This is a genomic window from Vibrio iocasae, assembly GCF_042245395.1.
GTDB classification, from domain to species: domain Bacteria; phylum Pseudomonadota; class Gammaproteobacteria; order Enterobacterales; family Vibrionaceae; genus Vibrio; species Vibrio iocasae.
Genome location: NZ_CP145311.1, coordinates 2,175,393 through 2,200,499, shown reverse-complemented (window position 1 = coordinate 2,200,499; position 25,107 = coordinate 2,175,393). Strand labels below are relative to the sequence as shown.

The 25,107-nt window shown below is 44.3% G+C and carries 20 protein-coding genes and 1 riboswitch; of the genes, 10 read left to right on the top strand and 10 right to left on the bottom strand.

Going from position 1 to position 25,107, the window contains the following annotated elements; translation table 11 throughout:
* Window positions 1–18: 18 nt before the first annotated feature.
* Window positions 19–2,292 carry an ATP-dependent Clp protease ATP-binding subunit ClpA gene (gene clpA, locus SNR28_RS19710; RefSeq protein WP_375750304.1) on the top strand — a complete coding sequence of 758 codons (2,274 nt, stop codon included), beginning with the start codon at window positions 19–21 and terminating at the stop codon, window positions 2,290–2,292.
* A 218-nt stretch (window positions 2,293–2,510) separates the two neighbouring features.
* Here clpA and infA read toward each other — a convergent pair whose 3' ends face one another.
* The 3 genes from infA to aat all read right to left on the bottom strand — a co-directional run bounded on the left by infA (window position 2,511) and on the right by aat (window position 4,226).
* Entirely contained in the window at window positions 2,511–2,729 is a 219-nt protein-coding gene (gene infA / locus SNR28_RS19705) for a translation initiation factor IF-1 (RefSeq protein WP_001040192.1), read from the bottom strand.
* An 80-nt stretch (window positions 2,730–2,809) separates the two neighbouring features.
* On the bottom strand, window positions 2,810–3,508 hold the full coding sequence (locus SNR28_RS19700; RefSeq protein WP_375750302.1) for an arginyltransferase: 699 nt from the start codon (window positions 3,506–3,508) through the stop codon (window positions 2,810–2,812).
* The gene (aat, locus tag SNR28_RS19695; RefSeq protein ID WP_375750300.1) at window positions 3,498–4,226 is read right to left on the bottom strand and encodes a leucyl/phenylalanyl-tRNA--protein transferase; all 729 of its coding nucleotides are present in this window, start codon (window positions 4,224–4,226) and stop codon (window positions 3,498–3,500) included. The genes SNR28_RS19700 and aat overlap by 11 nt, the downstream gene beginning before the upstream one ends.
* Before the next feature lie 185 nt (window positions 4,227–4,411).
* On the opposite strand from aat, the gene aroA reads away from it, so the two are divergent.
* Window positions 4,412–5,692 (top strand): 3-phosphoshikimate 1-carboxyvinyltransferase, encoded by a 1,281-nt coding sequence (gene aroA, locus SNR28_RS19690; RefSeq protein ID WP_375750299.1) that lies wholly within the window; start codon window positions 4,412–4,414, stop codon window positions 5,690–5,692.
* Window positions 5,693–5,798: 106 nt separating this feature from the next.
* On the opposite strand, the gene SNR28_RS19685 is transcribed toward aroA, so the two are convergent.
* Entirely contained in the window at window positions 5,799–6,047 is a 249-nt protein-coding gene (locus SNR28_RS19685) for a YciN family protein (protein ID WP_375750298.1), read from the bottom strand.
* Between the two features lie 384 nt (window positions 6,048–6,431).
* On the opposite strand from SNR28_RS19685, the gene topA reads away from it, so the two are divergent.
* The 3 genes from topA (at window position 6,432) to SNR28_RS19670 (ending at window position 11,682) form a co-directional block, all read left to right on the top strand.
* A complete protein-coding gene (topA, locus tag SNR28_RS19680) occupies window positions 6,432–9,062 on the top strand; it encodes a type I DNA topoisomerase (protein ID WP_375750297.1) in 2,631 nt (876 codons plus the stop codon).
* Between the two features lie 224 nt (window positions 9,063–9,286).
* Window positions 9,287–10,735, top strand: coding sequence for a glycogen synthase GlgA (gene glgA, locus SNR28_RS19675; RefSeq protein WP_375750296.1), 1,449 nt, complete (start codon window positions 9,287–9,289; stop codon window positions 10,733–10,735).
* A gap of 149 nt (window positions 10,736–10,884) precedes the next feature.
* A complete protein-coding gene (locus tag SNR28_RS19670) occupies window positions 10,885–11,682 on the top strand; it encodes an alpha/beta fold hydrolase (RefSeq protein WP_375750294.1) in 798 nt (265 codons plus the stop codon).
* A 19-nt stretch (window positions 11,683–11,701) separates the two neighbouring features.
* Here SNR28_RS19670 and SNR28_RS19665 read toward each other — a convergent pair whose 3' ends face one another.
* From SNR28_RS19665 to torD, 5 genes are all read right to left on the bottom strand, one after another.
* Window positions 11,702–12,013, bottom strand: coding sequence for a DUF2007 domain-containing protein (locus SNR28_RS19665; RefSeq protein ID WP_375750292.1), 312 nt, complete (start codon window positions 12,011–12,013; stop codon window positions 11,702–11,704).
* Between the two features lie 6 nt (window positions 12,014–12,019).
* Window positions 12,020–12,706, bottom strand: coding sequence for a TVP38/TMEM64 family protein (locus tag SNR28_RS19660; RefSeq protein ID WP_375750290.1), 687 nt, complete (start codon window positions 12,704–12,706; stop codon window positions 12,020–12,022).
* Between the two features lie 142 nt (window positions 12,707–12,848).
* Window positions 12,849–13,436 (bottom strand): TfoX/Sxy family DNA transformation protein, encoded by a 588-nt coding sequence (locus tag SNR28_RS19655; protein WP_375750289.1) that lies wholly within the window; start codon window positions 13,434–13,436, stop codon window positions 12,849–12,851.
* A gap of 116 nt (window positions 13,437–13,552) precedes the next feature.
* A riboswitch (cyclic di-GMP riboswitch) is annotated at window positions 13,553–13,663 on the bottom strand.
* 156 nt (window positions 13,664–13,819) lie between these two features.
* Window positions 13,820–14,824 carry an HTH-type transcriptional repressor PurR gene (purR, locus tag SNR28_RS19650; RefSeq protein WP_375750288.1) on the bottom strand — a complete coding sequence of 335 codons (1,005 nt, stop codon included), beginning with the start codon at window positions 14,822–14,824 and terminating at the stop codon, window positions 13,820–13,822.
* Window positions 14,825–15,030: 206 nt separating this feature from the next.
* Window positions 15,031–15,678, bottom strand: a complete 648-nt coding sequence (gene torD, locus SNR28_RS19645) for a molecular chaperone TorD (RefSeq protein WP_375750286.1) — start codon at window positions 15,676–15,678, stop codon at window positions 15,031–15,033.
* 260 nt (window positions 15,679–15,938) lie between these two features.
* On the opposite strand from torD, the gene torR reads away from it, so the two are divergent.
* Window positions 15,939–16,652 (top strand): two-component system response regulator TorR, encoded by a 714-nt coding sequence (gene torR / locus SNR28_RS19640; protein ID WP_375750284.1) that lies wholly within the window; start codon window positions 15,939–15,941, stop codon window positions 16,650–16,652.
* A gap of 92 nt (window positions 16,653–16,744) precedes the next feature.
* Here torR and elyC read toward each other — a convergent pair whose 3' ends face one another.
* Window positions 16,745–17,647, bottom strand: coding sequence for an envelope biogenesis factor ElyC (elyC, locus tag SNR28_RS19635; RefSeq protein ID WP_375754123.1), 903 nt, complete (start codon window positions 17,645–17,647; stop codon window positions 16,745–16,747).
* Between the two features lie 16 nt (window positions 17,648–17,663).
* On the opposite strand from elyC, the gene cmoM reads away from it, so the two are divergent.
* Genes cmoM through mukB form a run of 4 tightly spaced genes read left to right on the top strand, consistent with a single transcriptional unit; the run spans window position 17,664 to window position 25,000 of the window.
* Window positions 17,664–18,446, top strand: coding sequence for a tRNA uridine 5-oxyacetic acid(34) methyltransferase CmoM (gene cmoM, locus SNR28_RS19630; protein WP_375750283.1), 783 nt, complete (start codon window positions 17,664–17,666; stop codon window positions 18,444–18,446).
* Between the two features lie 47 nt (window positions 18,447–18,493).
* Entirely contained in the window at window positions 18,494–19,831 is a 1,338-nt protein-coding gene (mukF, locus tag SNR28_RS19625) for a chromosome partition protein MukF (protein WP_375750281.1), read from the top strand.
* A complete protein-coding gene (gene mukE, locus SNR28_RS19620) occupies window positions 19,812–20,519 on the top strand; it encodes a chromosome partition protein MukE (protein WP_375750280.1) in 708 nt (235 codons plus the stop codon). Before mukF ends, mukE begins: the two co-directional genes overlap by 20 nt.
* Window positions 20,516–25,000 carry a chromosome partition protein MukB gene (gene mukB, locus SNR28_RS19615; RefSeq protein ID WP_375750279.1) on the top strand — a complete coding sequence of 1,495 codons (4,485 nt, stop codon included), beginning with the start codon at window positions 20,516–20,518 and terminating at the stop codon, window positions 24,998–25,000. Before mukE ends, mukB begins: the two co-directional genes overlap by 4 nt.
* Window positions 25,001–25,107 lie beyond the last annotated feature (107 nt).

Sequence of the window (25,107 nt, the reverse complement as noted above, 5' to 3'; positions counted from 1 at the left end):
TTCATTGGGGAGGTATTTATGCTTAACAAAGAATTAGAGACGAGCTTGAATGGCGCATTTGCCAGAGCCCGTGATAAACGACACGAGTTTATGACGGTTGAGCATTTGTTGTTAGCACTTCTGGACAATCAGGCTGCGAGAGACACACTAAAAGCATGCAATGCTGATGTCGAAACCCTAAAAACAGAACTCGATACTTTTATCGATCAAACCACCCCACTTATTCCTGAAAACGACGAAACAAGAGAAACTCAGCCAACATTGAGCTTCCAGCGAGTTTTACAACGCGCGGTCTTTCATGTGCAGTCTTCCGGCCGCAATGAAGTTTCCGGAGCCAACGTTCTTGTCGCTATTTTTAGTGAACAAGAATCTCATGCCGCTTACCTTCTTAAGAAGCACGATATTAGCCGCTTGGATATTGTTAACTATATTTCTCACGGTATCACTAAGGCTTCTAACAGTGATGAAGAAGACTCATCTTCCGATGTATTTGGAAACGAAAATACACCAGAAGACGTTCCGGCAGAAGAGCGCCTTGAAAGCTTTGCAACCAATCTAAACCAGGTAGCGAAACAAGGCCATATTGACCCGCTAATTGGCCGTGATAAAGAGCTTGAGCGCACGATTCAGGTACTTTGCCGTCGTAGAAAGAACAACCCACTTCTAGTTGGTGAGGCAGGTGTAGGTAAAACAGCCATCGCTGAGGGTTTGGCCTGGAGAATTGTTGAAGGTCAGGTACCGGAAGTTATCAAGAGCAGCGTGATTTATTCTCTGGATATTGGCTCACTGCTTGCCGGTACAAAATATCGTGGTGACTTTGAGAAGCGATTCAAGGCGATTCTTAAGCAATTAGAGAAAGAAGAAGATGCGATTCTGTTTATCGATGAAATTCATACCATCATCGGTGCGGGTGCTGCGTCTGGTGGACAAGTTGATGCGGCAAACCTTATCAAACCATTGCTAAGTAGCGGTAAACTTCGTTGTATCGGTTCGACCACATACCAGGAATACAGCAATATCTTCGAGAAGGAGAGAGCATTGTCTCGTCGTTTCCAGAAGATTGACGTTGTTGAGCCATCTCTGGATGACACCACTAAGATCCTTATCGGTCTTAAGCCTAAGTATGAAGCTCACCACGAAGTGCGCTATACCAACAAGGCATTGCGTGCCGCAGTAGAGCTATCCGCTAAGTACATCAACGAGAGACACCTTCCTGATAAGGCGATTGATGTAATAGATGAAGCCGGTGCCAGAAGCCGTCTGGCTCCTGCGAGCAAGCGTAAGAAAACCGTTGGTGTTGGTGATATCGAAGCTATGGTAGCTAAGATGGCGCGAATTCCTGAAAAATCGGTCTCGTCTTCAGATAAAGATGTACTTAAGTCTCTTGATGACAAGATGAAGATGCTGGTGTTTGGGCAGGACGATGCCATTGATGCATTGTCAGAGGCGATCAAGCTGACTCGTGCCGGACTAGGTGAAGAGAATAAGCCAGTTGGTTCATTCCTATTTGCGGGTCCAACGGGCGTCGGTAAAACAGAAGTTACCGTGCAGTTAGCTAAACTTATGGGTATCGAGCTCTTGCGCTTTGATATGTCTGAGTATGGAGAGCGTCACTCTGTGAGCCGTTTAATCGGTGCTCCTCCAGGTTATGTTGGTTACGATCAGGGTGGCTTATTAACCGATGCTGTTATCAAACATCCACACGCAGTTGTACTACTAGATGAGATTGAAAAAGCGCATCCAGATATCTTTAACCTGCTTCTACAGGTAATGGATAACGGTACGCTAACAGACAACAATGGTCGCAAAGCTGACTTCCGAAACGTAATTCTGGTTATGACCACCAACGCTGGTGTGGCAGAAACCGTTAAGAAGTCGATTGGTCTGATTCAGCAGGATCACAGCCACGACGCGATGTCTGAAATCAAGAAGGTGTTTACACCAGAGTTTAGAAACCGTCTGGACAACATCATCTGGTTTAACAGTCTGGATGAGCAGGTTATTCATCAGGTCGTGGATAAGTTCATTGTTGAACTACAAGCGCAGTTGGATGCACGTGGCGTGTCTCTGGAGGTTTCAGAAGACGCTCGTCATTGGTTAGCTAAGAAAGGCTATGACAAGTCTATGGGGGCACGTCCAATGGGCCGTGTGATTCAGGAGAGTGTTAAGAAGCCACTTGCTAACGAGTTGCTGTTTGGTTCTTTAGTTAATGGCGGTACTGTGAAGGTCGATCTTGGCAAAGATGAACTAGAGTTTCACTACCTCAATGCAGAGGAAGAAGCCGTTCATTAATCACTACAAGCGAGTGTACATGGCGAGCTTTTGATGTTTGCTGGTTGTGCTCTATGTAATGAACATGCCATCTCGAAAGTGGAGAGTAACATCCGAACCTAGTATAGGGCGGTTCATGGAATAGAGTACATCCTGCAAATGTCCTTACTGACTATTGAAAGCAATAAAAAACGGAGCATATAGCTCCGTTTTTTTGTGTTCAGAGAATCTTTTATAGATTAACGAGCACGGAAGACGATGCGGCCTTTAGAAAGGTCGTATGGAGTCATCTCTACAGTTACTTTGTCACCAGTAAGAATACGGATGTAGTTCTTACGCATCTTACCTGAGATGTGTGCAGTTACTACGTGGCCGTTTTCTAGTTCAACGCGGAACATTGTGTTTGGCAGAGTATCAAGGACAGTGCCTTGCATTTCAATTACGTCTTCTTTAGCCATTTAATCCTCTTTAGAAATTTGGCAATAGTTAACGGAATAAACTCCGTTAAACGGGAATAAAATAAAAGTTGGGGCGTATTCTACCCTTGCCAACGGTGATTTACTAGCCTTTGATGACGATGAAAGCGTACTTTGTAGTTCATCGCAGCGCATTCGTCGATTTGGTACCCAAGATAAAGCCACTGTTTTGCTGTCTGTTTACAATAAGCTGTTTGATACAGAACGCCAAGTGTACCAAGGGAGAGCGGATAATCAGGGTCGAAAAATGTATAGAAGGCGCTGGCACATTTGTCCATCACATCAGTAATCGCAATTAATATCAGCTTATCAGCATCATAAACATGCAAAAATTGAGTGTTTAGCCATTCACAGGTAGCAAACTGGAAAAATTCATCTTTTTTAGGTGGGTACATAGAACCAGTGCTATGTCGCTTGGTGATGTAATCGCTGTAAAGATCGAACCAGTTCTCGTCCATTTCATTTTTCAGCTCCCAACGAAGATGAGATGCTTTACTGACGAGTCGCTTTTGACTTTTTGTTAACTGGAGATCCGAAATAGACAACCGTATGGCCTGGCACTTATTGCAAGAAGGGCAGTGAGGTGTATAGATAGTTCCACCACTACGCCTAAAACCGTTTGCAAGAAGAAGCTCATAGCCTTGATTACAGTGAATCGCCTGGTCCAGAGCAACCGCTACTCTCTCCTCTTCTCGCTCAAGATAGTTGCAAGGGTTGGTTGTCGATAGTCCGATTTTTATCTGCTGGGTCTCAGGAATCATGATTTGTCTCCTCAACCTCCGTTAACCACTGAGTATTAAAACACTTTGAATCAATGGTTTTATCTTTAAAGTTACCCAGATGTTCAAGATACGCCTGTCGCGATACTTCTGTGGCACCTAAAGATTCCGTGTGTGGGTTTAATATCTGACAGTCTAGCAGTTCGCCACCACAAGCGGTGAAGTGTTCACAGAACTTCCATAACGCAATTTTAGACGCGTTACTTTTTTTACTAAACATGGATTCACCACAGAAGATAGCGCCTACAGCAATGCCATACATGCCACCAATTAGCTTTTCGTCTTCCCAGACTTCAATGGAATGACATTGGCCTAACTCACTCAGTTTTTGGTAAGCAGAGAGCATGTCAGGTCCAATCCAGGTTTCTTCTTCGGGCCTTAAGTCTGCACACAGCCTAATTACTTCTTTGGTAGCCTTATTGATACTGACCTTATATCCAAATTTTCTAAAGTATCGTTTCAGGCTTCGGGATGGTCTGAAAGTACTTGGTTGTAATACCGCTCTGGGAGAGGGACTCCACCATAAAATGGGTTCATGAGGGCTATACCAAGGGAATATTCCCTGATTATACGCTGCCAGTAACCTTTCTGGTCTTAAGTCTCCACCCATCGCCAGCAGGCCATTAGGATCCTTTAGTGCGTCATTAGCAGCAGGGAAAGCGAGAGAGTAGGAGTCTAATTCTGGTAGATAGATGGTCATAGAAAAGCAGTAACAACTTATTTTTTAACAGCTCTAATCAGTATATACCAAAGAGCACCTATTAAGGGAATCAGGATTAGCACTAGCCTTAGCTATTATTTTTAGTTAGTCTGCATGTACGAAGAATTAAAAGGCTCGCGCAACCAAACCTACCTAGCGAGCACCTCAAGGATAATAAGTTTTAAATGGAAAGCTTAACGTTACAACCGATTCATCAGGTTAATGGTGAAATCAATCTTCCGGGTTCGAAAAGTGTATCCAATCGTGCGCTTTTGCTGGCCGCTTTGGCGAAAGGGACGACTCGCCTGACGAACCTACTCGATAGTGACGATATTCGTCATATGCTTAATGCATTAACCAAGCTTGGTGTTTCTTATCAACTGTCTGAAGACAAAACAGTATGTGAAGTGAATGGTTTAGGTAAGCCATTTGCTGCGCAAGAAGCTCTGGAGCTATTTCTCGGTAACGCTGGTACGGCAATGAGACCGCTGGCAGCTGCGCTTTGTTTGGGTGAAGGTGAGTACGTGCTTACCGGTGAACCGCGCATGAAGGAGCGTCCAATAGGACACCTTGTGGCTGCTCTAAGAGATGCGGGTGCAGATGTCGAGTATCTGGAAAACGAAAACTATCCACCGCTTAAAATCAGAGGTACAGGCCTGAAATCAGGTACGGTATCTATCGACGGTTCTATCTCTAGCCAGTTCCTAACGGCCTTCTTGATGTCCGCTCCGCTTGCTGAAGGCGAAGTGAAGATCAAAATCGAAGGTGAACTGGTCTCTAAACCATACATCGATATTACACTGCACATCATGAAACAGTTTGGCGTTGACGTTATCAACAACGACTACGCTGAGTTTGTTATCCCAACGGGACAAAGCTATGTTGCTCCGGGTGATTTCCTTGTTGAAGGTGATGCGTCATCAGCATCTTACTTCCTTGCTGCTGCAGCAATTAAAGGCGGTGAGATCAAAGTAACGGGTATTGGTAAAAACAGTATTCAGGGTGATGTTCAATTCGCTGATGCACTGGAAAAAATGGGTGCTGAAATTGAATGGGGTGATGACTACGTTATCTCTCGCCGTGGTGAGCTAAAAGCGATTGATATGGACTTTAACCATATCCCGGATGCAGCGATGACGATTGCTACGGCTGCCCTGTTTGCTGAAGGTACCACGGCGATTCGTAATGTATACAACTGGCGGGTGAAGGAGACGGATCGTCTTGCTGCAATGGCAACGGAACTTCGCAAGGTTGGCGCTGAAGTGGAAGAGGGTGAGGACTACATTATTGTCACTCCGACTAAAGAGCTAAAACATGCCGCCATTGATACTTACGATGATCACCGTATGGCGATGTGTTTCTCTCTGGTAGCATTAAGCGATACGCCAGTGACAATCAACGACCCTAAGTGCACGTCGAAAACCTTCCCGGATTACTTCGACAAGCTGAAAGGTCTGAGTAAGTAGTTGTTGATTTAAAAAGAGTTCCTTCGGGAACTCTTTTTTGTATAGCTGTCATTCCTGAATGACGGAAACTTGGGGGCTTGTTCCCACAGCCTTTAGCACATTGTACTTAGCTTTCCAGAGTAAACTCTTTCGATAGGTGGTGTGCCAGATACTTAAACATATTAAATACGGCGGTGGTTTTTGGTGTCGGCAAACCATTGTCGTCAAGGAAGTAGTTTCCTTTAAATACTAAAACGTCGTCTTTTTCTTCGACGGTTTCCGCTCTCATTCCCTCTATATAGTCTTCGTGTTCCAGGATTATCTGATTCGCTATCAGAAGAAGTTCAAATTCTGAGATGGTTTTTCTTTCGCTCATTTCGATTACCTACACTTTAATAATGCCGGACAGTTTATTCCTAAAAAGCGAATTTTCAACTTTTTATGCAGTCAGTGCGGGACAGCGTTTTGTGACCTGCACCAGAAATACCAGCAGAGCAGTTATGCGTTTATGAGTCAGCGTGATTAATATGTGCGGCTTATGTTCGAGTGACCTCAAAATGCAGAGTTTAACGCTGCATCTTAAGGTTACTTGAGTATACGCCTAATACGGAAAAATAGCGGTGATAAGTCAGCCAATCAAAACTTTAATTTAAAAAACAGGTTGACCTCGGATTAATCTCGCTCAATATTAAAAAAAGAAGCAATGTATCAAGGGTGGAGTGTAATACACCCATCGCAAGATTGAGGACACTTAAGTCAAATGGGTAAATCACTCGTTATAGTGGAGTCGCCAGCCAAGGCCAAAACCATTAACAAGTACCTTGGTAAAGACTACGTAGTTAAATCTAGTGTGGGTCACGTACGTGATCTACCTACTGCGGGTCAGAGTAGCGGTCAGAAGGCTGCGGCGATTTCAACTAAGGGTATGAGTCCGGAAGAGAAGGCTCGTATCAAGAAAGAAAAAGAGAAAACTGCGCTAATCAAAAAAATGGGTATTAACCCATTTGATGACTGGGAAGCAAACTACCAGATCCTTCCAGGTAAAGAAAAAGTAGTTGCTGAACTTCAGAAGTTGGCTAAAGACGCAGACAACGTTTATCTCGCAACCGATTTGGACCGCGAAGGAGAGGCTATCGCTTGGCACCTTCGTGAGATCATCGGTGGCGATGAAGAACGATACAAGCGTGTAGTTTTTAATGAAATCACAAAGAATGCTATCCAACAGGCTTTCCAGAAACCTGGAGAACTGAATATGGATGGTGTTAATGCTCAGCAGGCACGTCGTTTCCTCGACCGTGTTGTTGGCTTTATGGTTTCACCACTACTTTGGAAAAAAGTCGCGCGTGGCTTGTCTGCAGGCCGAGTACAGTCGGTAGCGGTTAAGTTACTGGTAGAGCGTGAGCGTGAAATCAATGCATTTATCCCTGAAGAGTTCTGGGATATCCATGCAGATACCAAAACTCAGGATAAAACCGATTTCCGTCTGCTGGTAGCACAAAAAGATGGCACTGCTTTTAAACCGGTTAACGAAACCGAAACCAAAGCAGCGATGTCTGTGCTGGAGAATGCAGAATACGAAGTTTGTAAACGCGAAGACCGTCCAACAAGCAGCAAACCATCAGCACCGTATATCACATCAACGCTACAGCAGGCAGCAAGTACACGTCTTGGCTTTGGTGTTAAAAAGACCATGATGTTGGCCCAGCGTCTGTATGAAGCGGGTTACATTACTTATATGCGTACCGACTCCACTAACTTAAGTGCAGAGGCGGTAGATTCAGTTCGTGGTTACATCACGTCTGAGTTTGGTGATAAGTATCTTCCGGCTAAACCTAACCTTTACGGTAGCAAAGCGGGCGCACAAGAGGCTCACGAAGCGATTCGTCCTTCAAGTGTAGATGTGCTGGCTGATGACCTTCAAGGCATGGATACGGACGCACACAGGCTTTATGCACTAATCTGGAATCAGTTTGTGGCGTGTCAGATGACGCCAGCGAAATACGATTCCACTACAGTGAGTGTAAAAGCAGCAGAATATACCCTGAAAGCGAAGGGTCGAATTCTTAAATTTGACGGCTGGACTCGAGTACAGCGTCCGGTTGGTAAGAATGAAGATCAGATACTTCCTGCAGTACAGGTTGGTGACAAACTGGCTCTGCAAACGCTTGATCCTAAGCAGCACTTTACTAAGCCACCAGCACGCTTTACTGAAGCTGCATTGGTTAAAGAACTTGAGAAGCGTGGCATTGGCCGTCCTTCAACCTACGCTTCTATCATTTCTACGATTCAGGATCGTGGCTATGTAAAAGTTGACCAGCGTCGTTTCTACGCTGAAAAGATGGGTGAGATCGTAACGGATCGTCTCGATGACAGCTTTAACGACCTGATGGATTACGACTTCACTGCTCGTATGGAGCAGAAACTTGACCAGATCGCTGAAGGCGATGCTAGCTGGAAAGGGGTTCTGGATGACTTCTTTACAGACTTTACTGGCAACCTTGATAAAGCAGAGCTTGGTGAAGATGAAGGCGGTATGAAGCCGAACCACATTGTCGAGACGGATATTGAATGTCCGACATGTAGTCGCCCTATGGGTATTCGTACTGCGTCTACAGGTGTCTTTCTTGGCTGTTCCGGCTACGCACTTCCACCAAGAGAGCGTTGTAAGACAACCATCAACTTAGGTGATGAAGAAGGCATAATCAACGTTCTGGAAGAAGACGTTGAAACTGCCGCGCTTCGTGCCAAAAAGCGTTGTCCTATCTGTGAAACAGCGATGGACGCTTACTTGATTGATGATAAGCGTAAACTTCATGTTTGTGGTAACAACCCTAACTGTGAAGGCTATGTGGTTGAGCACGGTGAGTTCAAAGTTAAAGGTTACGATGGCCCGGTTGTTGAGTGTGACAAGTGTGGCTCGGATATGGTTCTGAAAAACGGTCGTTTTGGTAAGTATATGGACTGTACCAGCGAAACCTGTAAGAACACTCGTAAGATTCTGAAAAATGGTGAAGTGGCTCCTCCTAAGGAAGATCCTGTTCACCTGCCAGAACTACCGTGTGAGAATTCAGAAGCATACTTTGTACTTCGCGATGGTGCATCCGGTCTGTTCCTTGCTGCGAGCACGTTCCCTAAATCACGTGAAACGCGAGCACCATTGGTATCGGAACTGGTTAGGTTTAAAGATCGAATCTCACCGAAGTTCCACTATCTGACAGAAGCTCCGACAGAAGATCCGGATGGACGTCCGACAGTCGTTCGATTCAGCCGAAAGGCAAAAGAGAACTATGTTCGTACGGAAATCGATGGTAAACCTTCTGGTTGGACTGGTTTATACGTAGATGGCAAGTGGGAAATCACTGATAAGCGTAAAAAGCCAAAGGCTAAGTAAGCTTTAATCGGAAATAAAACGGGCAGCGATATCGCTGCCCGTTTTGTTTTCATCTTGGCGTCCAATTGTAAGTGCTCAGAAGGAAAAGCAAGGGGGCGATCAAAGATAAGCATGTAAATATTGCACAGGGGGAGTTAATTAGAGAGTATTCAGAGCTTAATGCGTGAAGAAGTGATACTTTTATCATTATTGTGTAGTAGTAGAATGCTGGAAGTCGGTTGTAGATGTTGAAGTTTAAAATCTGTTTTGCAGTTACAGAAGTACAGGGATTAATTAAGAGTGGCGGTTTAGCTGATGTTGCGAGGGCGCTTCCTAAGGCACTAGCTGAGCTTGGTCATGAACTCAGTATTTTCCTCCCGGGCTATAGCAAAACGCTAGGGTATCAGGAATCAGAAGAGATACTTTCTACACATCTAGACTACTGGCCTCATACACCTTACAAAATAAAAAAACAGTTCCTGGAAGAAGTGCCTGTTTATCTCATTGAAGCTCCTCAATACTATGACAGAGACGAGCTGTACGCAGAAAACAATATTGCATATACCGATAATGGAGAGCGATTCGCATTTTTCTCTGCAGCAGTGCTAGATGCCATACCTAAACTGGGTATCACTCCAGACATTGTACATGCAAACGACTGGCATACAGGTTTGATTCCGTTCCTTCTCAAGTCCCGATATAAAAATCATCATGAGTTGAGCCACGTAAAAAGCGTTTTGACCGTTCACAATGCAATATTTCAGGGTGTATTTCCTCTTAAAGAGTTAGAAGTCATACCCGAATTAAAGTGCGAAGGAGAAAAGGCCTTAGTCAGCCCAACACATGTTGGAATGCTCAAAGCCGGACTTGTTTACGCTGACAAAATCAATGCGGTTAGTCCGAACTATGCTTTGGAGCTCAGGACACATTTAGGTTCCCATGGATTGGCAGAGGAGTTCAACAAAAGGGCCGACGATCTTTCAGGCATACTAAATGGATGTGATTACAGTGAATGGAACCCAAGAACAGATAGCTATCTGCCTTTAACTTATTCAAATGATACCGATAGCATGCAAAAAGGTAAGCATGCTGCTCGCAAGTTACTGTTAGAAGAAGCGGGATTGAAAGAGAATGATGGTCCTGTCTTTGGTATGGTTTGTCGACTTAGCCATCAAAAAGGCTTTGGCTATATCCTACCGATACTCGAGCATTTTCTTGCCAACGATGTGCGCCTTATCATACTGGGTACCGGAGATTCCAACATTGCGCAGAGCCTGAGAGACGTAGAGCGTCATCACAATGAAAAGTTCTGTTTTGTTGAGGCTTATAGTAATCGGTTAGCCCATATTGTTGAGGCTGGCTCTGACTTCTTCCTGATGCCGTCAGAATACGAAGCTTGTGGGCTCAGTCAAATATATAGTATGGCTTATGGCACCTTACCTATTGTCAGAGAGGTGGGCGGTTTAAAAGATACGGTTATCGATATCGATGTCCACCCGGATCGAGCGACCGGATTTAGCTTTCACTACCCAATCGCAAAAGATTTACTGATGAAACTGCAACGGGCTGTTATTTACTATTACCAGAGTAGGGATGAGATGCTCAGAGTGCAAAAACGTGCTATGGAACAAGACTTTAGCTGGAAGTGCTCTGCTGAAAAATATGTCGAAATGTACCGAACTACGCAAACTTGATATCGAAAATGTACCAAGTTGAATGCATTAAATTATTGAACCGTACGCTAATCTTTGTAGTATTTATTATATAGAATGCCGTATACCAGCTATAGTTGTGGTAAGCTCACAGCCCCTGTGGATAAAAAAACATTACAGTAAAAGAGAACATGTCAGAGACTTTGCTTTTTCACAAAACGTATATTCATCCCACCAGCAAGGAGTGGGTCGTTTTTGTGCATGGCGCTGGTGGTAGTTCCTCGATCTGGTTTAAACAGATAAAAGCCTACAAAGAACACTTTAATCTACTGCTAGTTGATTTGCGTGGACATGGCCGCTCCTCAGAATTTATAAAAGATATCATCTCTAGCAGATACACTTTTAAAGAAGTAACAGTTGATGTCCTTAAGGTGCTTGATCATCTGAAAATTCAATCTGCCCATTTTGTGGGAATGTCTCTGGGAACCATTATTGTTAGAAATATTGCGGAACTGTCGACCGACAGAGTAAGCTCGATGGTCCTTGGTGGGGCTGTAACGCGCTTAAACGCACGTTCTCAGGTTCTGGTTAAGCTAGGGCACTTTAGTAAGCATATAGTGCCTTACATGTGGCTGTATAAACTTTTTGCATACATTGTAATGCCACAGCGGAGCCAAAGGGAATCGCGGCACCTGTTTGTCAGAGAAGCTAAGAAGCTTTGCCAGAAAGAGTTTAAACGCTGGTTTGTGATGGCCGCAGATGTGAATCCTCTGATGCGCTACTTTAAAGACAGAGAGCTTCCTATTCCAACCCTCTATCTGATGGGTGAAAAGGATTATATGTTTATTCAGCCGGTCAAAGAGATGATTAAGGCACATCGTCAAAGCTATCTATGTGAGATCCCAGACTGCGGACATGTATGTAACGTTGAGCGCCCAGATGAGTTTAATCAAAAGTCTATAGAGTTTATTAAAGCAGTTAGTCACTAACTATGACGTGTTTAATGAGTTAAGGGGCTTCCTGGCCACATTGCCAACAAGCTCCAAACTGTCCTTCATTCTTTTCGCCACATTGTTGGCAGCTCCATTCTGTATCTGTATTCAAAGATTGTTGCTTAAAAGAGTTAACAATTTCATGTGCTTCATCTGCTTGTGAAGTATCGGAAATCCAAACGTAGGGGTCAGTGTCATCGGTTAAAGGCAGCTCTCCTTTTAACCCAAATATGCCTTCTCCGCGTACTTCAGCAGGTATGTTTTCACTTTTCAGAAGCTCACTGACAATGTGAGCTTCTGTAGGGTTCTTAGCGCTATATATTTTCATCGGCCACTAACTGTTTTGTGGTTGTTTGGCTGGTTTTATTTTTCCCATTACCCACTTCGCGATAATAGGGAACAAACCTAATAGAGCAAATGAGAGCAGAACATTAGGCGACACGATACCCGACAGGCTATCAATTGTTGCTAATTGCGTACCTGCGTTCAGGTAAACCATGGTTCCTGGAAGCATGCCTAGCTGACTTACCAGATAGAATCTCAGAGTTGATATTGGTGTCAGACCCATAAGTAAGTTTATAAGGAAAAACGGAAACACAGGGATTAATCTCAATGAGAAAAGGTAAAACGCACCATCCTTTTCAACGCCCTGGTTAATCGCATTGAGTTTTGAACCAAATTTACTTTGTACCCAGTCACGTAAAAGGTAACGGCTACTTAGGAATGCCAGCGTCGCGCCTATCGAGCTAGCAAATGAAACTAACAAGAGACTTAGAGAAAAACCAAATAGGGCAGCACCAAGTAAGGTAACCACAGCAGCTCCCGGAATGGAGAAAGCTGTAATGAGCACATAGGCAAAGAAGTAGATTAGAGCAGAAACCAGTTTGTTATCGTTAATTGTGCTGGTTAACGCAGCTTGTTGTGCTTTCGCATTTTCTAATGTCAGATACTGTCCAAATTGCGTCGCAAGAATCACGATAGTAGCAACAAGCAGAATTCCGATAATCAGCTTTTTGTTCATATTAAAATATCCGATAGTCATGTAGTTACAGTATAAGACAGGCTCAGTAAGAAAATAATTTCACACTTCACAAAGAATTTTAAATACAAAAAAACCGCTATGAGATTCAAAGCGGTTTTTAATTGAAATATCTTGATAAAGCTTAGTCGAGTCGTTTTATTAACTCTTCGCGTCGTTCCTTCGATATCACCGACCAGTGAGTGCCGTTTAGTGCGCCTTCGAGAGCCCACAGCAGTTCCAGGCTAACTCCGGAGTTGGTCTCTTTAATCGCTTTGTAAGCGCCTACAGAACCTGCTTGCTTCAGGTCTGAAACAGAAGCGATACCTGCTTTCTTAAGCATGCGTTCTGTACCAAGCCTAAGGTTAGGTAGATCTTTAAGGCGAGTCGGTTTCTCTTCTGCCTGAACCGCTTTTTCTTCTTTAGCTAGCTCTAGAGCGTGTTTTGCGAGAGTAAGAATATCGTCCGTGTTTTCCCAAATGTTGTCAGGTAGTGCGAAGTACTTGGTAACCACAGGGAACCCACGTTTTTTATAAACGTAAGGTTCATAACCGGATGATTTAAACTCTTCGATAGTGGAGTCGCTAGAACGAATATGAAGAGAGTCATTAACGACGAGAGCAAACATTGCTTCGTCTACGAAAATGCCAAACCCACCGAACATAGACCGAGATTTGACTTGGCCAAATTGCTCGAAAAGTTTCAATGAGTCTTTTAGTACTGGTTTATCCATTGCGTCTGTCTCGGGTTAAAAATTGCTTCAACCAATTTGATACCGAGAAATTAGCAAATCTGTGTGATCTGTTGTCAGAAACTCGTAAAGTATCTGCTCTACGTTGCTAATTTGCCTTCGGCAGCCCCGCTGCCATTCTGAGTATAGAAATATCAATACGATACCTCTTCAGATTAAGGCCGGTGGCTTTGCGTCCCATTCTTTCGAATGGTTTGCCCTGGTCGTGACGTTATAAATATAGGCGTGATTTGGATAAAGATCACGGATTAAATTATCCGGTGTGATATTGGTTCCAAATCTTATGCCGTATGATATACAAATGATTGTGTACTACTAACCACTCAATAGTAGTTAGTAGCCGCAAGCTTTAATAGTTTATCAGACTAGTTTAGCTCTTTAACGCTCTTACGTGAGATGATTTCCGGGTGCATCTCAAAAACGCGACGTTCGTGCTCTTTGTTTTTGATTCTTTCCAGCAGAATTTCGAACGCTGTTTTACCAACACGTCGTTTTGGCTGGTGAACAGTGGTCAATGGTGGCGAGAAATAAGCTGCTAGGTCAATATTGTCATATCCAATAACAGAGATGTCTTCAGGGATTCGCATTCCTTTCTCCTGTAGACGGCTCATCAGGCCTAGAGCCATGATGTCATTGAAGCAGAATACAGCTGTTGGTTTTTCATCGAGCTCAAGAATTCTATCCGCAGCTTCAACGGCCATGTCACACTCAAAGTTACCTTCAAGAATATTCTCTTGATTGAACTCGATATCGAACTCTTGTAGTGCGCGTTTGTAGCCTTCGATACGTTCAATACAAAGTGTTTTGTCCAGGTGTCCTGACAGGCAGAAGATTTTTTCGTGCCCACGTTCAAGTAAGTATTTGGTCGCCAGATACCCACCTTCTTCAGAGTTATCAATGATTTTATCTGACTGATTTTCCCAATCACCCCAGTCCATGATCACTTTAGGGATGTCAGTATGGCTCTCCAGCATTTCCTGTAGCTCAGTTGTCAAATCAGAGCAAAGTACAAAGATGCCGTCTACACGCTTTTCTGCAAGGAATCGAACGTAGTCTCGTTGCTTTTCATAGATACCGCCTGTGTTACACAGGATGAGTGTGTAACCCTGCCTGTAACAGTAACTCTCGAAGCCGTCGATGACTTCTGCCAGAAACGGGTTTGTTGACTGTGTCACCAACATACCTACTGTTCGGGTTGTATTGCATTTCAGACTTCGGGCCACAGCACTTGGGGCGTAATTTAACTCTTTTACCGCCTCCATTACTCTTTCTTGAGTAGCTTCAGCAACAAAGCGAGTCTTATTAATAACATGAGATACTGTTGTGGTTGAAACACCGGCTAAGCGTGCGACATCTTTAATAGTGGCCATATATTTGTCCTATCTGAACTGCTGTTTTTTCTTCTACTATAAATAAGTTTATCAGCAGTTTCTCTGTTTGTGATAAAACACAAAAAACCGCTTGAAAAAGCGGTTTACAGAAATATTCATAATTTTATCGATTGCGGCCTGATTTTAGACGTAAATGCAAACAGAAACAACGCCCTTATATAGGGCGTTGTCACAAATATTATTATTTACTCACCAGCAAGGTAAGAGCAATCTAGCTGACAGAAGTCTACAAGAAGAGCCGCGATACCTGCATAGAAACCGAAATCATCATGTTGAACGCACTTATCTTTAAATTGAGGGAACCAACTTAGCATATATTTTTCGATAAATGCTTTCTGGTCCAATAAGGCCTCTTCAATATGCTCAAGTTTTTCTAACTCGTTAGAGCGAATAATCATGTTGCCCAGGAAATCCAGCTCTAGCGCTATATGATCGGCTGGTTCATTCAAGCCTTCTTTGATGGCGATGCCTTTTTCTTCCATCAGAGCAGCCATTTCCTGAGCCGGTTTATCATTAAGTAATCCTGACTCTCCAATATACATAGAAGCATAGGGCAGTGCGGCATTTTTATCTGATGTTAAAAACAGCTCGCAGAAATCCGCAGCCAATTCTAGCTGGGCATCTTCACGTGTTTGTAGTCGGTTTAAAGCATCGACAACTTTATCAATCGATTCTTTAAGTGCTTCGTTTTCACCTAGCCCGGTCAGAAAAGATCGGATTTCGGTAGATTGGTAAGCTTCGAGTTCTTGTTCTGTCAGCTCTTTAGCGAACAGGCTTGAAAGCCACCAGTAAATTTCAGCGCGCTTTTCGTTAAATGCTTTTGTTTCTTCCATTGCAGGGTTCCTGAGACATAGTTATTTCCTATAAGTGTAAACAAAAAATATTAATAAAACTAACTATTGAAATGAAAAAAAATGACAGTTTATTAAGGAAAATTAACCGCAAGTCAGAGAGTTGCGTTGGGTCAATAAATTCCGAACTTTTGGGCAGAATTCCTATTATTCGCTAGAATTATGAAAAGTTATGAATAAAATACGGTCGGCATATTGATAAAATTGTTGATCGAAATTTTCGGCAGAGTGAAGTGGTAGACATGAGTAGTCACGTATTAGTAGTTGAAGATGATGTTGTTACACGAAGCAAGCTGGTTGGGTATTTTCAGAGTGAAGGATATTCAGTAAGCGAAGCGGAGAGTGGCGAGCAGATGAGAGAGATTCTAGCTGAAGAGAATATTGATCTGGTGATGTTAGACATTAATTTACCAGGTGAAGACGGCTTGATGTTAACTCGTGAACTACGCAGCCAATCAGATATCGGAATTATTTTAGTCACAGGCAGAACAGACAGCATAGATAAAATTGTTGGTCTGGAAATGGGGGCGGATGATTACGTTACAAAACCATTTGAACTCAGAGAATTGCTGGTTCGTGTCAAAAACTTATTGTGGCGTATTTCTCTTGTACGTACAGGCGGTGGAAATAACGATTCTGATGAAGATGATGGAAATGTTATCTATTTCGGTGACTGGACGTTTGATATTCAGAGAAGAGCACTAACTCGTGATGGTGAGCCGGTTAAATTGACGAAAGCCGAATATGAGCTGCTTGTGGCTCTTTCTTCTTATCCGAATACAGTATTAAGTCGTGAAAGAATCATCAACATGATAAGTCACAGAGTTGACGCTCCAAACGACCGAACAATTGATGTTCTTATTCGACGTATGCGAGCGAAAATGGAATATGATCCAAAGAACCCTCAAATATTTGTCACTGTGCATGGTGAAGGCTATATGTTCGCAGGTGACTAATATTTTCGGAAAGCAGTTCAAAATAGAAAATCATTCAAAATAATAAGGCCGGCTAATTATGCCGGCCTTATTAGTTTGTATACACTTGCGATTTACTCGGTTTTTCCAAAACTTTGTAATTCTAGCTCTTCAGTGGAGATTAGGTTATCGCGAATATCCTGCCAGATTAATCCGAGTTTTTCATGCCAGTATCTTTCGCTCTGCTCAAGGTATCTGGCGCTAGGTGTGTATTTTGTCCAGGCTTGCTTGATTTCCTTTTGAGCGAGATAGTTGGTCGGTGCAGGTATTGGATTCAAGCCAGCAGCGTGAAACTCTGATAATGCACGAGTCATATGGCTAGCAGAGGTCACTACGACCAAATTGTTTTGCTTGACGAAGGCGGCGGCTTGTCTTGCTTCTTCCCAGGTATCTTTCGCGGTTTCCAGCAACACGATATCGGTTTTAGAAACACCCAGTGCAAGCGCCACTCTTGCCAGCATTTTCGCATGGCTCATTTCTGCTCCGGCCGCATAACCAGAGAGAATTAGCTTAGCTCCGGGATACATTCTTTGAATACGAATCCCTTCGGTCAGGCGCATCAGAGCAGTACGGCTGAGCTCTGAGGTTGGTGGTATTTCATGATCAACAACGTGTCCGCTGCCGAGTACCATAACGTAATCCACCGACTTTTCTTGTGGAAGATAACCTATGTACTCTCTTTCCATGGGCAGCAGTAGCTGGGTTGAAACAGGCTGGAAAGAGACTAGAAAAATACCGGTTAAAGATAAAAATACAAACAACACCCCGAAACGGTGGCGGGTCGAAAACATAATCAGTGCAAGGCCAACAAATCCGATAATTAGCAAGGCGGGTAGGGGCATCGCAAGAGACGATAGTACTTTTTTCAGCTCAAACATTATCCAATAGTCCGAAAAATCATCACTTAACTGTAAAAATACAGCATAACGCTTTATTCCTGATATTCCTATGACAGAATAAGCGGCACGATAGAACATGATAACCCAGATAGCCGTGACAGAAGATCGTAATTTCGACGACATCGCACACAAATTCGCAAAAAACATTTATGGTTCCGATAAGGGAGCCATAAGGCAGACGATTGTGTGGGAAGATTTAACTCAAGCACTTTCGTCCCTCAAAGCTGACGAAAGGACGCTCCATATCCTCGATGCAGGTGGTGGACTGGCACAGATGTCCCAGAAAATCGCAGAATCGGGTCATCGTATCTCTTTATGCGACATCTCCTCGGAAATGTTGCAGCTTGCTAAAGAAGATATCGGAAAGCACGGCTTGTCCTCTTCCTTCGAATTTATTCACTCTCCTGTTCAGTCTATCGGCGAGCATTTAAGCGAAAGTGTCGACATGGTTCTGTTTCACGCCGTTATGGAGTGGCTGGCAGATCCTAAAGTGGCCCTCGATATTGTGCTGAGCCAGGTAAAAAAAGACGGCATTGCCTCTGTCATGTTCTATAACCACCACGGATTGGTTCTTAAAAACGTGATTTGTGGAAATATCCCCCATGTGTTGGATGGTATGCCTCATCGAAAAAGGTTTAAACTCCAGCCTCAAAAGGGGTTAAAACCAGAAGAAGTTTACCGCTGGATTGAAGAGGCGGGATTTGAGATTTGCGGGAAGTCCGGTATTCGCTCTTTTCATGATTATATTGGCAATATGCAGTATATGGGTGACTACGAGCCGGAAGACGTTCTCGAACTAGAGAAAAGACTTTGTCGCCAGGAACCGTACTTATCCCTTGGGCGCTACATCCATGTGTGGGCCCGAAAAACCGTGTAATCAGAAAGGCACTCTGAACACGGCAAAGAAAAACAACAGGATTTAAAATGAGTGATTTGACTCAGGCTGTGGCCGGCAAAACCATCGATGAGATGGTTGGCTGGGTGCAACAGCATGATTTCTCGCTCAACCTTTCTAGTGAGCGACTTGCGTTTCTTATCGCGATCGCAGTGCTCGGCAAAGAAAGGTTTGATGAGGAACTGGGTGAGGGTGAACTGCACGATGCGTTCAAGATCATCACCCGGCAATTTAACACTACTGGTGAGGCGTCTGCTTTTCGGGCAAACAACGCGATTAACGAGTTAGTTAATCAACGTTTGCTAAGTCGCTTTACCAGTGAATTGAACGAAGGGGCAAGCATCTATCGCTTGTCTCCTCTTGCTGTCGGTATTTCCGATTACTATGTTCGTCACAGAGAGTTTTCTAAGCTAAAGCTCTCTATTCAGCTTTCTATGGTTGCTGACGAAATGGCAAAAGCGACAGAAGCAGCACGCGAAGGTGGAAGCGAAAACCATTGGCGTAAACATGTATACGCAGTCTTGAAGTTTTCTGTGGCGGAAATTTTCGACCAGATAGATCTTAACCAGAGAGTGATGGATGAACAACAGCAGGAAGTGAAACAGCAGATTGCTGATCTGCTGAATAAAGACTGGCGTGATGCCATTAACAACTGTGAGAGCCTGCTATCGGCCACTTCTGGCACCCTGAGAGAGTTGCAGGACACACTGCAGGCAGCTGGTGACGAAATTCAGGCCCAGATTATTGATATTCAGGAAACCATCTACGGTAGTGATGAGTTAGATTACATTGGTGAAATACTGTTTAACCTGCAGATGAAACTGGATCGACTCATCAGTTGGGGGCAACAGTCCATTGATCTATGGATTGGCTACGACCGTCACGTACATAAGTTTATCCGTACCGCTATTGATATGGATAAAAACCGAGCCTTTAGCCAAAGGCTAAGGCAGTCGGTGAACGAGTACTTTGATGCCCCATGGTACCTCACATATGCGGATGCAGAACGCTTAACTGACCTGCGTGATGAAGCGTTGGTACTTCGGGACGATGAAGTAACAGGTCATGCACCGTCAGAAGTAGAATATGAAGAATTCCAACAGGTTAATGATGAGTTAACCGAACGCATCTCTGCGATGCTGACCGTTCACAAGACGAACGGCACACCAATCGATTTAGGGTTGATACTGAAAGATTACCTCGCTCAGCACCCTGAAGCGCACCATTTCGATTTAGCCAGAATTGTTATCGATCAGGCTGTACGCCTGGGCTACTCCGAGTCAGACTATCAGGCAATCCAACCTGACTGGCAAGTAATTAACAATTTTGGTGCAAAGGTACAAGCAAATGTCATTGACAAATATTGATGAATTTTTGCCAACAGAGTTGGCAAAAGCCATTGCAAATCCTCTTTTCCCTGCCGTTGATAGCATGCTGCGTGCAGGACGTCATATTTCCAGTGAGGATTTGGATAACCACGCTTTTTTAAGCGATTTTGATACAGAACTTTCGCACTTTTATCAACGTTACAATATTGAACTTATTAAAGCCCCAGAGGGTTTTTTCTACCTGAGACCACGTTCTACAGCGTTAATAGGACGAAGTGTTTTATCTGAGCTGGATATGTTGGTGGGCAAAGTACTCTGTTTCCTATACCTGAGCCCAGAGCGAATTGCTCACGAAGGTATTTTCACCAATCAGGAATTATATGAAGAGTTGATCGCACTTGCTGATGAACCAAAACTGATGCGTCTGGTGACCAACCGTGCAACAGGGTCAGATCTGGATAAAGAGAAGTTGTTCGAGAAAGTCAGAACCTCTTTGCGCCGGCTTAAGCGTCTGGGCATGGTGATTTCCATAGGTGAAGAAGGCAAGTTTAAGATAAGTGAAGCCGTGTTCCGTTTTGGAGCCGATGTGCGTGTGGGTGATGATGTCCGTGAAGCTCAGTTACGCCTGATCCGTGATGGTGAGGCCGTAGTTCAGCAGAAGCAAGAAGAACCAATGCCAACTCAGAGTGAATTGTTTAGTGAAGATGCCGGAGAAGAACAAGCATGATTGAAAGAGGTAAATATCAATCACTTACCATGATCAACTGGAACGGTTTCTTTGCCCGTACATTTGATATCGACGGTTTGGTGACCACACTCTCTGGTGGTAATGGTGCCGGTAAGTCTACGACCATGGCAGCGTTTATCACCGCGCTTATTCCAGATCAGAGCCTACTTCATTTCCGAAATACCACTGAGGCAGGAAGTTCGCAGGCGTCTCGTGATAAAGGTTTGTACGGTAAGTTACAACCAGGAGTCTGTTACGCGGCTCTGGATGTTGTAAACTCAAAGAAACAACGACTGTTGTTTGGTGTCAAGCTGCAACAGGTAGCGGGTCGTGACAAAAAAGTAGATATTAAGCCTTTTGTCATTCAGGGGCTACCAAGCCAATACAAGCCGACAGATATTTTGATCGAAGCGCTTGAGAACGGGCAAGCCCGAGTTCGGAACCTGAATGAAGTAAAACAGATATCCAGTGAAGTTGAAGGTGTCAGCTATAAAGCATTCAACTCAGTAGTGGAGTATCACTCTCAAATGTTTGAATTTGGTGTGGTTCCAAAGAAACTGCGTAACAGTAGTGACCGCTCTAAGTTCTACCGCCTGATTGAAGCTTCTCTTTATGGTGGTATTTCCAGTGCGATCACTCGTTCTCTGCGTGATTATCTTCTACCTCAAAATGGTGGGGTGAAGAAAGCGTTCCAGGATATGGAATCCGCACTTCGTGAAAACCGAATGACACTGGAAGCGATCAAAACCACTCAGGCTGACCGCGACCTGTTTAAACATCTGATCACGGAATCCACTAACTATGTAGCGGCAGACTACATGCGCCATGCGAATGATCGCAGAAATAAGCTGGACAAGGCACTGTCGATTCGTGGAGAACTCTTAGGTTCGCGCTCGTCGCTTATTGAAAGCAATGCTTTGGTTACACGGATTCGGGAAGAACTGGAGCAACTGGTAGAGCAAGAGTCTGACCTTGAGCAGGATTATCAGGCGGCTTCTGACCACCTGCAGCTAGTACAAAATGCACTGCGTCAGCAAGAGAAGATCGAACGTTATCAGGAAGATCTCGAAGAGCTGAATGAAAGGCTCGAAGAGCAAGTAATGGTTGTTGAAGAAGCAAGAGAGCGTGTTGCTGAAGCAGAAGAGCGTTCCTATGTTAGTGAGGAAGAGGTAGACAGTCTTAAATCCCAGCTCGCTGATTACCAGCAGGCTCTGGATGTGCAACAGACCCGAGCGCTTCAGTATCAACAGGCGATGCAGGCATTGGAAAAAGCACGAATGTTGATTCAGGACGAAGCACTTTCTGCTGAGAACGTACAGGTAACACTTAACCAGCTAAAAGCGGAAGAGCGTGATCGAACCGAAACGCTGCTTGCTCTTAAGCATAAGCTGGATATCTCATCTGCAGCTGCACAGCAGTTTGAAGAGGGGCTCGCTCTGGTCAAGAGTATTGTTTCTGGTGTTGAGCGTAGCAATGCCTCTCAGCATGCGAAAGAAGCGATTGAAAAAGCACGAAATGCAGACAGTCTACTAGGTAATGAAGCTCAGTGGCGTGCGCAATATCGTGACCTTGAAAGAGACATAAATAACCAACGTCAAGCCAAAGAGTTAGCGAATCAATATCAGAAACAGCACAACGTAACCCTTACCACAGAGTTGACACTGGAAGAGGAACGCGAACGTCAACTAGCGAACATCGAGCTAATCGAGTCTGAACAGGATAGTAGTCGCGAACTTCGTAGTGACCTTAAGCAGAGGGAGCAGCAGTTTCAGGGCAAAATCGAGCATCTTGAATCTATCGCTCCACGCTGGATTGTAGCCAGTGATGCTCTGGAACATTTGCGTGAGCAAAGCGGTGCTGAGCTTGATAACGGTCAAGCTGTAATGAGCCAAATGCAGCAAGTGCTTGAAGGTGAGAAACAACAGTCGATTGAGAAAGAGAAGCTGGCTGAGCGTCGCGAATCTCTGGACCAAGAGATCGAACGCCTTGCCTCTCCGGGTGGTGCCAATGATCCACGTCTGAAGGGACTGGCGGACTCTATTGGTGGAGTATTGCTGTCAGAAATTTATGACGATATCACCATTGATGATGCGCCTTACTTTAGCGCTATGTATGGTCCTGCGCGTCATGCGATTGTAGTTTCTGATCTGACGGGTATTAAAGAGAAGCTGGTTACTCTGGATGATTGCCCTGAAGATCTTTATATCATTGAAGGTGATGTAGACGCATTTGATGACAGCTCATTCGATGCTGAAGAGCTGGAAGGTGCGGTTTGTGTGCAGTTCAATGAAAGACAGATGCGTTACTCGCGCTTTCCTGACATCCCATTATTTGGCCGTGCTGCGCGAGAGCAGAGATTAGAACTTCTGCGAGAAGAGCGTGAAGACGTTGTTGAGAAGCATGCCAAAGCCGCTTTTGATTCTCAAAAGCTACAACGTATTTACCAGAGCTTTAACGATTTTGTTGCCAACCATATTCAGATTGCTTTCGAGGCAAACCCTGAGGTTGAATTGTTGCGACTTCGTGATAGCCGAAATCAAACATACCGCCAGCTAAGAGAGCTTGAAGAGAAAGATCAGCAACAGAAGTCACAGATAGCGCTGAGCCGTCAGGCTGTAACACTTTTGGACAAACTGGCTCCTCAGATAAGACTGATAGAAGACGAAACGCAGGTTGAACGCTTCGAAGAGCTAGGTATGAAACTGGAACAGCTTTCGGAAGCGAAGGTATTTGTGTCCCGCCATGGCAAAGCAGCTAAAGAACTGGAAGGTTTGATTGGTGCACTTGAAGCGGACCCTGAGCAATTTGATGCTTTGAATCAAGAATATCAGGTGGCTGATGAAGCACTCCAAAAGCTGAAATCAACCTTGTTCACTCTGGAAGATGTGCATGAGCGAAGACATTACTTTGCTTACTCAGATTCGGTGGATCTGTTGAATAAAAGTAGTGAGTTAAGTGAACAGTTAAAAGCTAAGTTAGTGAACGCTGAAGGTGTTCGTAGCCGCTCCAGAGAGGTGCTTAAGCAGAATCAGGAGCAGCTGAGTCAGTACAATCAGGTGTTGGCGTCGCTAAAAAGCTCTCATCAGGCAAAATCCGAGACGGTTCAGGAATTTCGCATAGAACTTCAGGAGTTTGGTGTTCATGCTGATGGAGGAGCCGAAGAGAGAGCAGTAAGCAGGAAAGACGATCTGTATCAGCGTCTTCAAACTTCACGAACTCGTAAGAGTGAGTACGAAAAAACCATAACCTCTACCGAGCTTGAGATGAAAGCTCTGGTGAAAAAGGCGAAGAAGGCTGAAAAAGAATACCGTGAATTACGTACTTTCGTCGTTCTGGCAAAAGCAGGTTGGTGTGCAGTATTGCGTCTGGCAAAGGACAACGATGTTGAACGCAGACTGCATAAACGTGAGCTTGCGTATCTGAGCGCAGATGAACTTCGCTCAATGTCCGATAAATCTTTAGGTGCTTTGCGTCTTGCTGTCGCTGACAATGAAATGCTTCGTGACGCGCTTCGTGCTTCAGAAGACAATACTCATCCAGAGCGTAAAGTATTGTTCTATATCTCCGTGTATCAGCACCTGAAAGAGCGTATTCGTCAGGATATTATCCGGACGGATGATCCTGTAGAGGCGATAGAAGAAATGGAAGTTGAGCTTGCTCGACTAACCGAAGAGCTGACACAGCGTGAGAACCGTCTGGCTATCAGTTCTGAATCTGTTGCCAGCATTATCAAGAAGACGATTCAGCGCGAGCAGAACCGAATTCGTATGCTGAACCAGGGATTATCCAATATTCATTTTGGTCAGGTGAAAGGGGTTCGCCTGAATGTGAATGTGCGTGAAAGCCATGAGGTGCTTCTGAGTGGTTTGGCTCAACAGCAAGATCAGCATAAAGATCTGTTTGAAAACCCAAGGTTAACCTTCTCTGAAGCAATGGCAAAATTGTTCCAGCGGGTGAATCCGCATATTGATGTTGGTCAGCGTTCTCCGCAGGTTCTCGGTGAAGAGCTGCTGGATTACCGTAACTACCTTGAGCTGAGCATCGAGGTGAACCGTGGCTCTGACGGCTGGTTGCAGGCAGAATCAGGTGCGCTTTCAACGGGTGAAGCAATTGGTACTGGTCAGTCGATTCTTCTGATGGTCGTACAAAGCTGGGAAGAAGAGTCTCGCAGACTGAGAAGCAAGGATATCGTACCGTGTCGATTATTGTTCCTTGATGAAGCGGCTCGACTTGATGCAAAATCGATTTCGACGCTGTTTGAACTCTGTGACAGGCTTGACATGCAGTTGCTTATCGCTGCACCGGAAAACATTAGTCCGGAGAAGGGCACAACTTACAAGCTGGTTCGTAAAGTCTTTAAAGACCACGAACATGTGCATGTTGTAGGATTACGGGGGTTTGGTGAACTGCCAAAACCGCAGCCAGATGAACCTGCAATCAACGAGAGTGATGAGTCTGTGGAAGATCTGACGGTAGATTAAGGTTGATAGGCTCGTTATGACTCTAAACAAAAGGCGCTAATTAGCGCCTTTTGTATTATATATTGTTTGGTTTTTAATTTGGGGAACCATCTTCAATAACCCAGCAA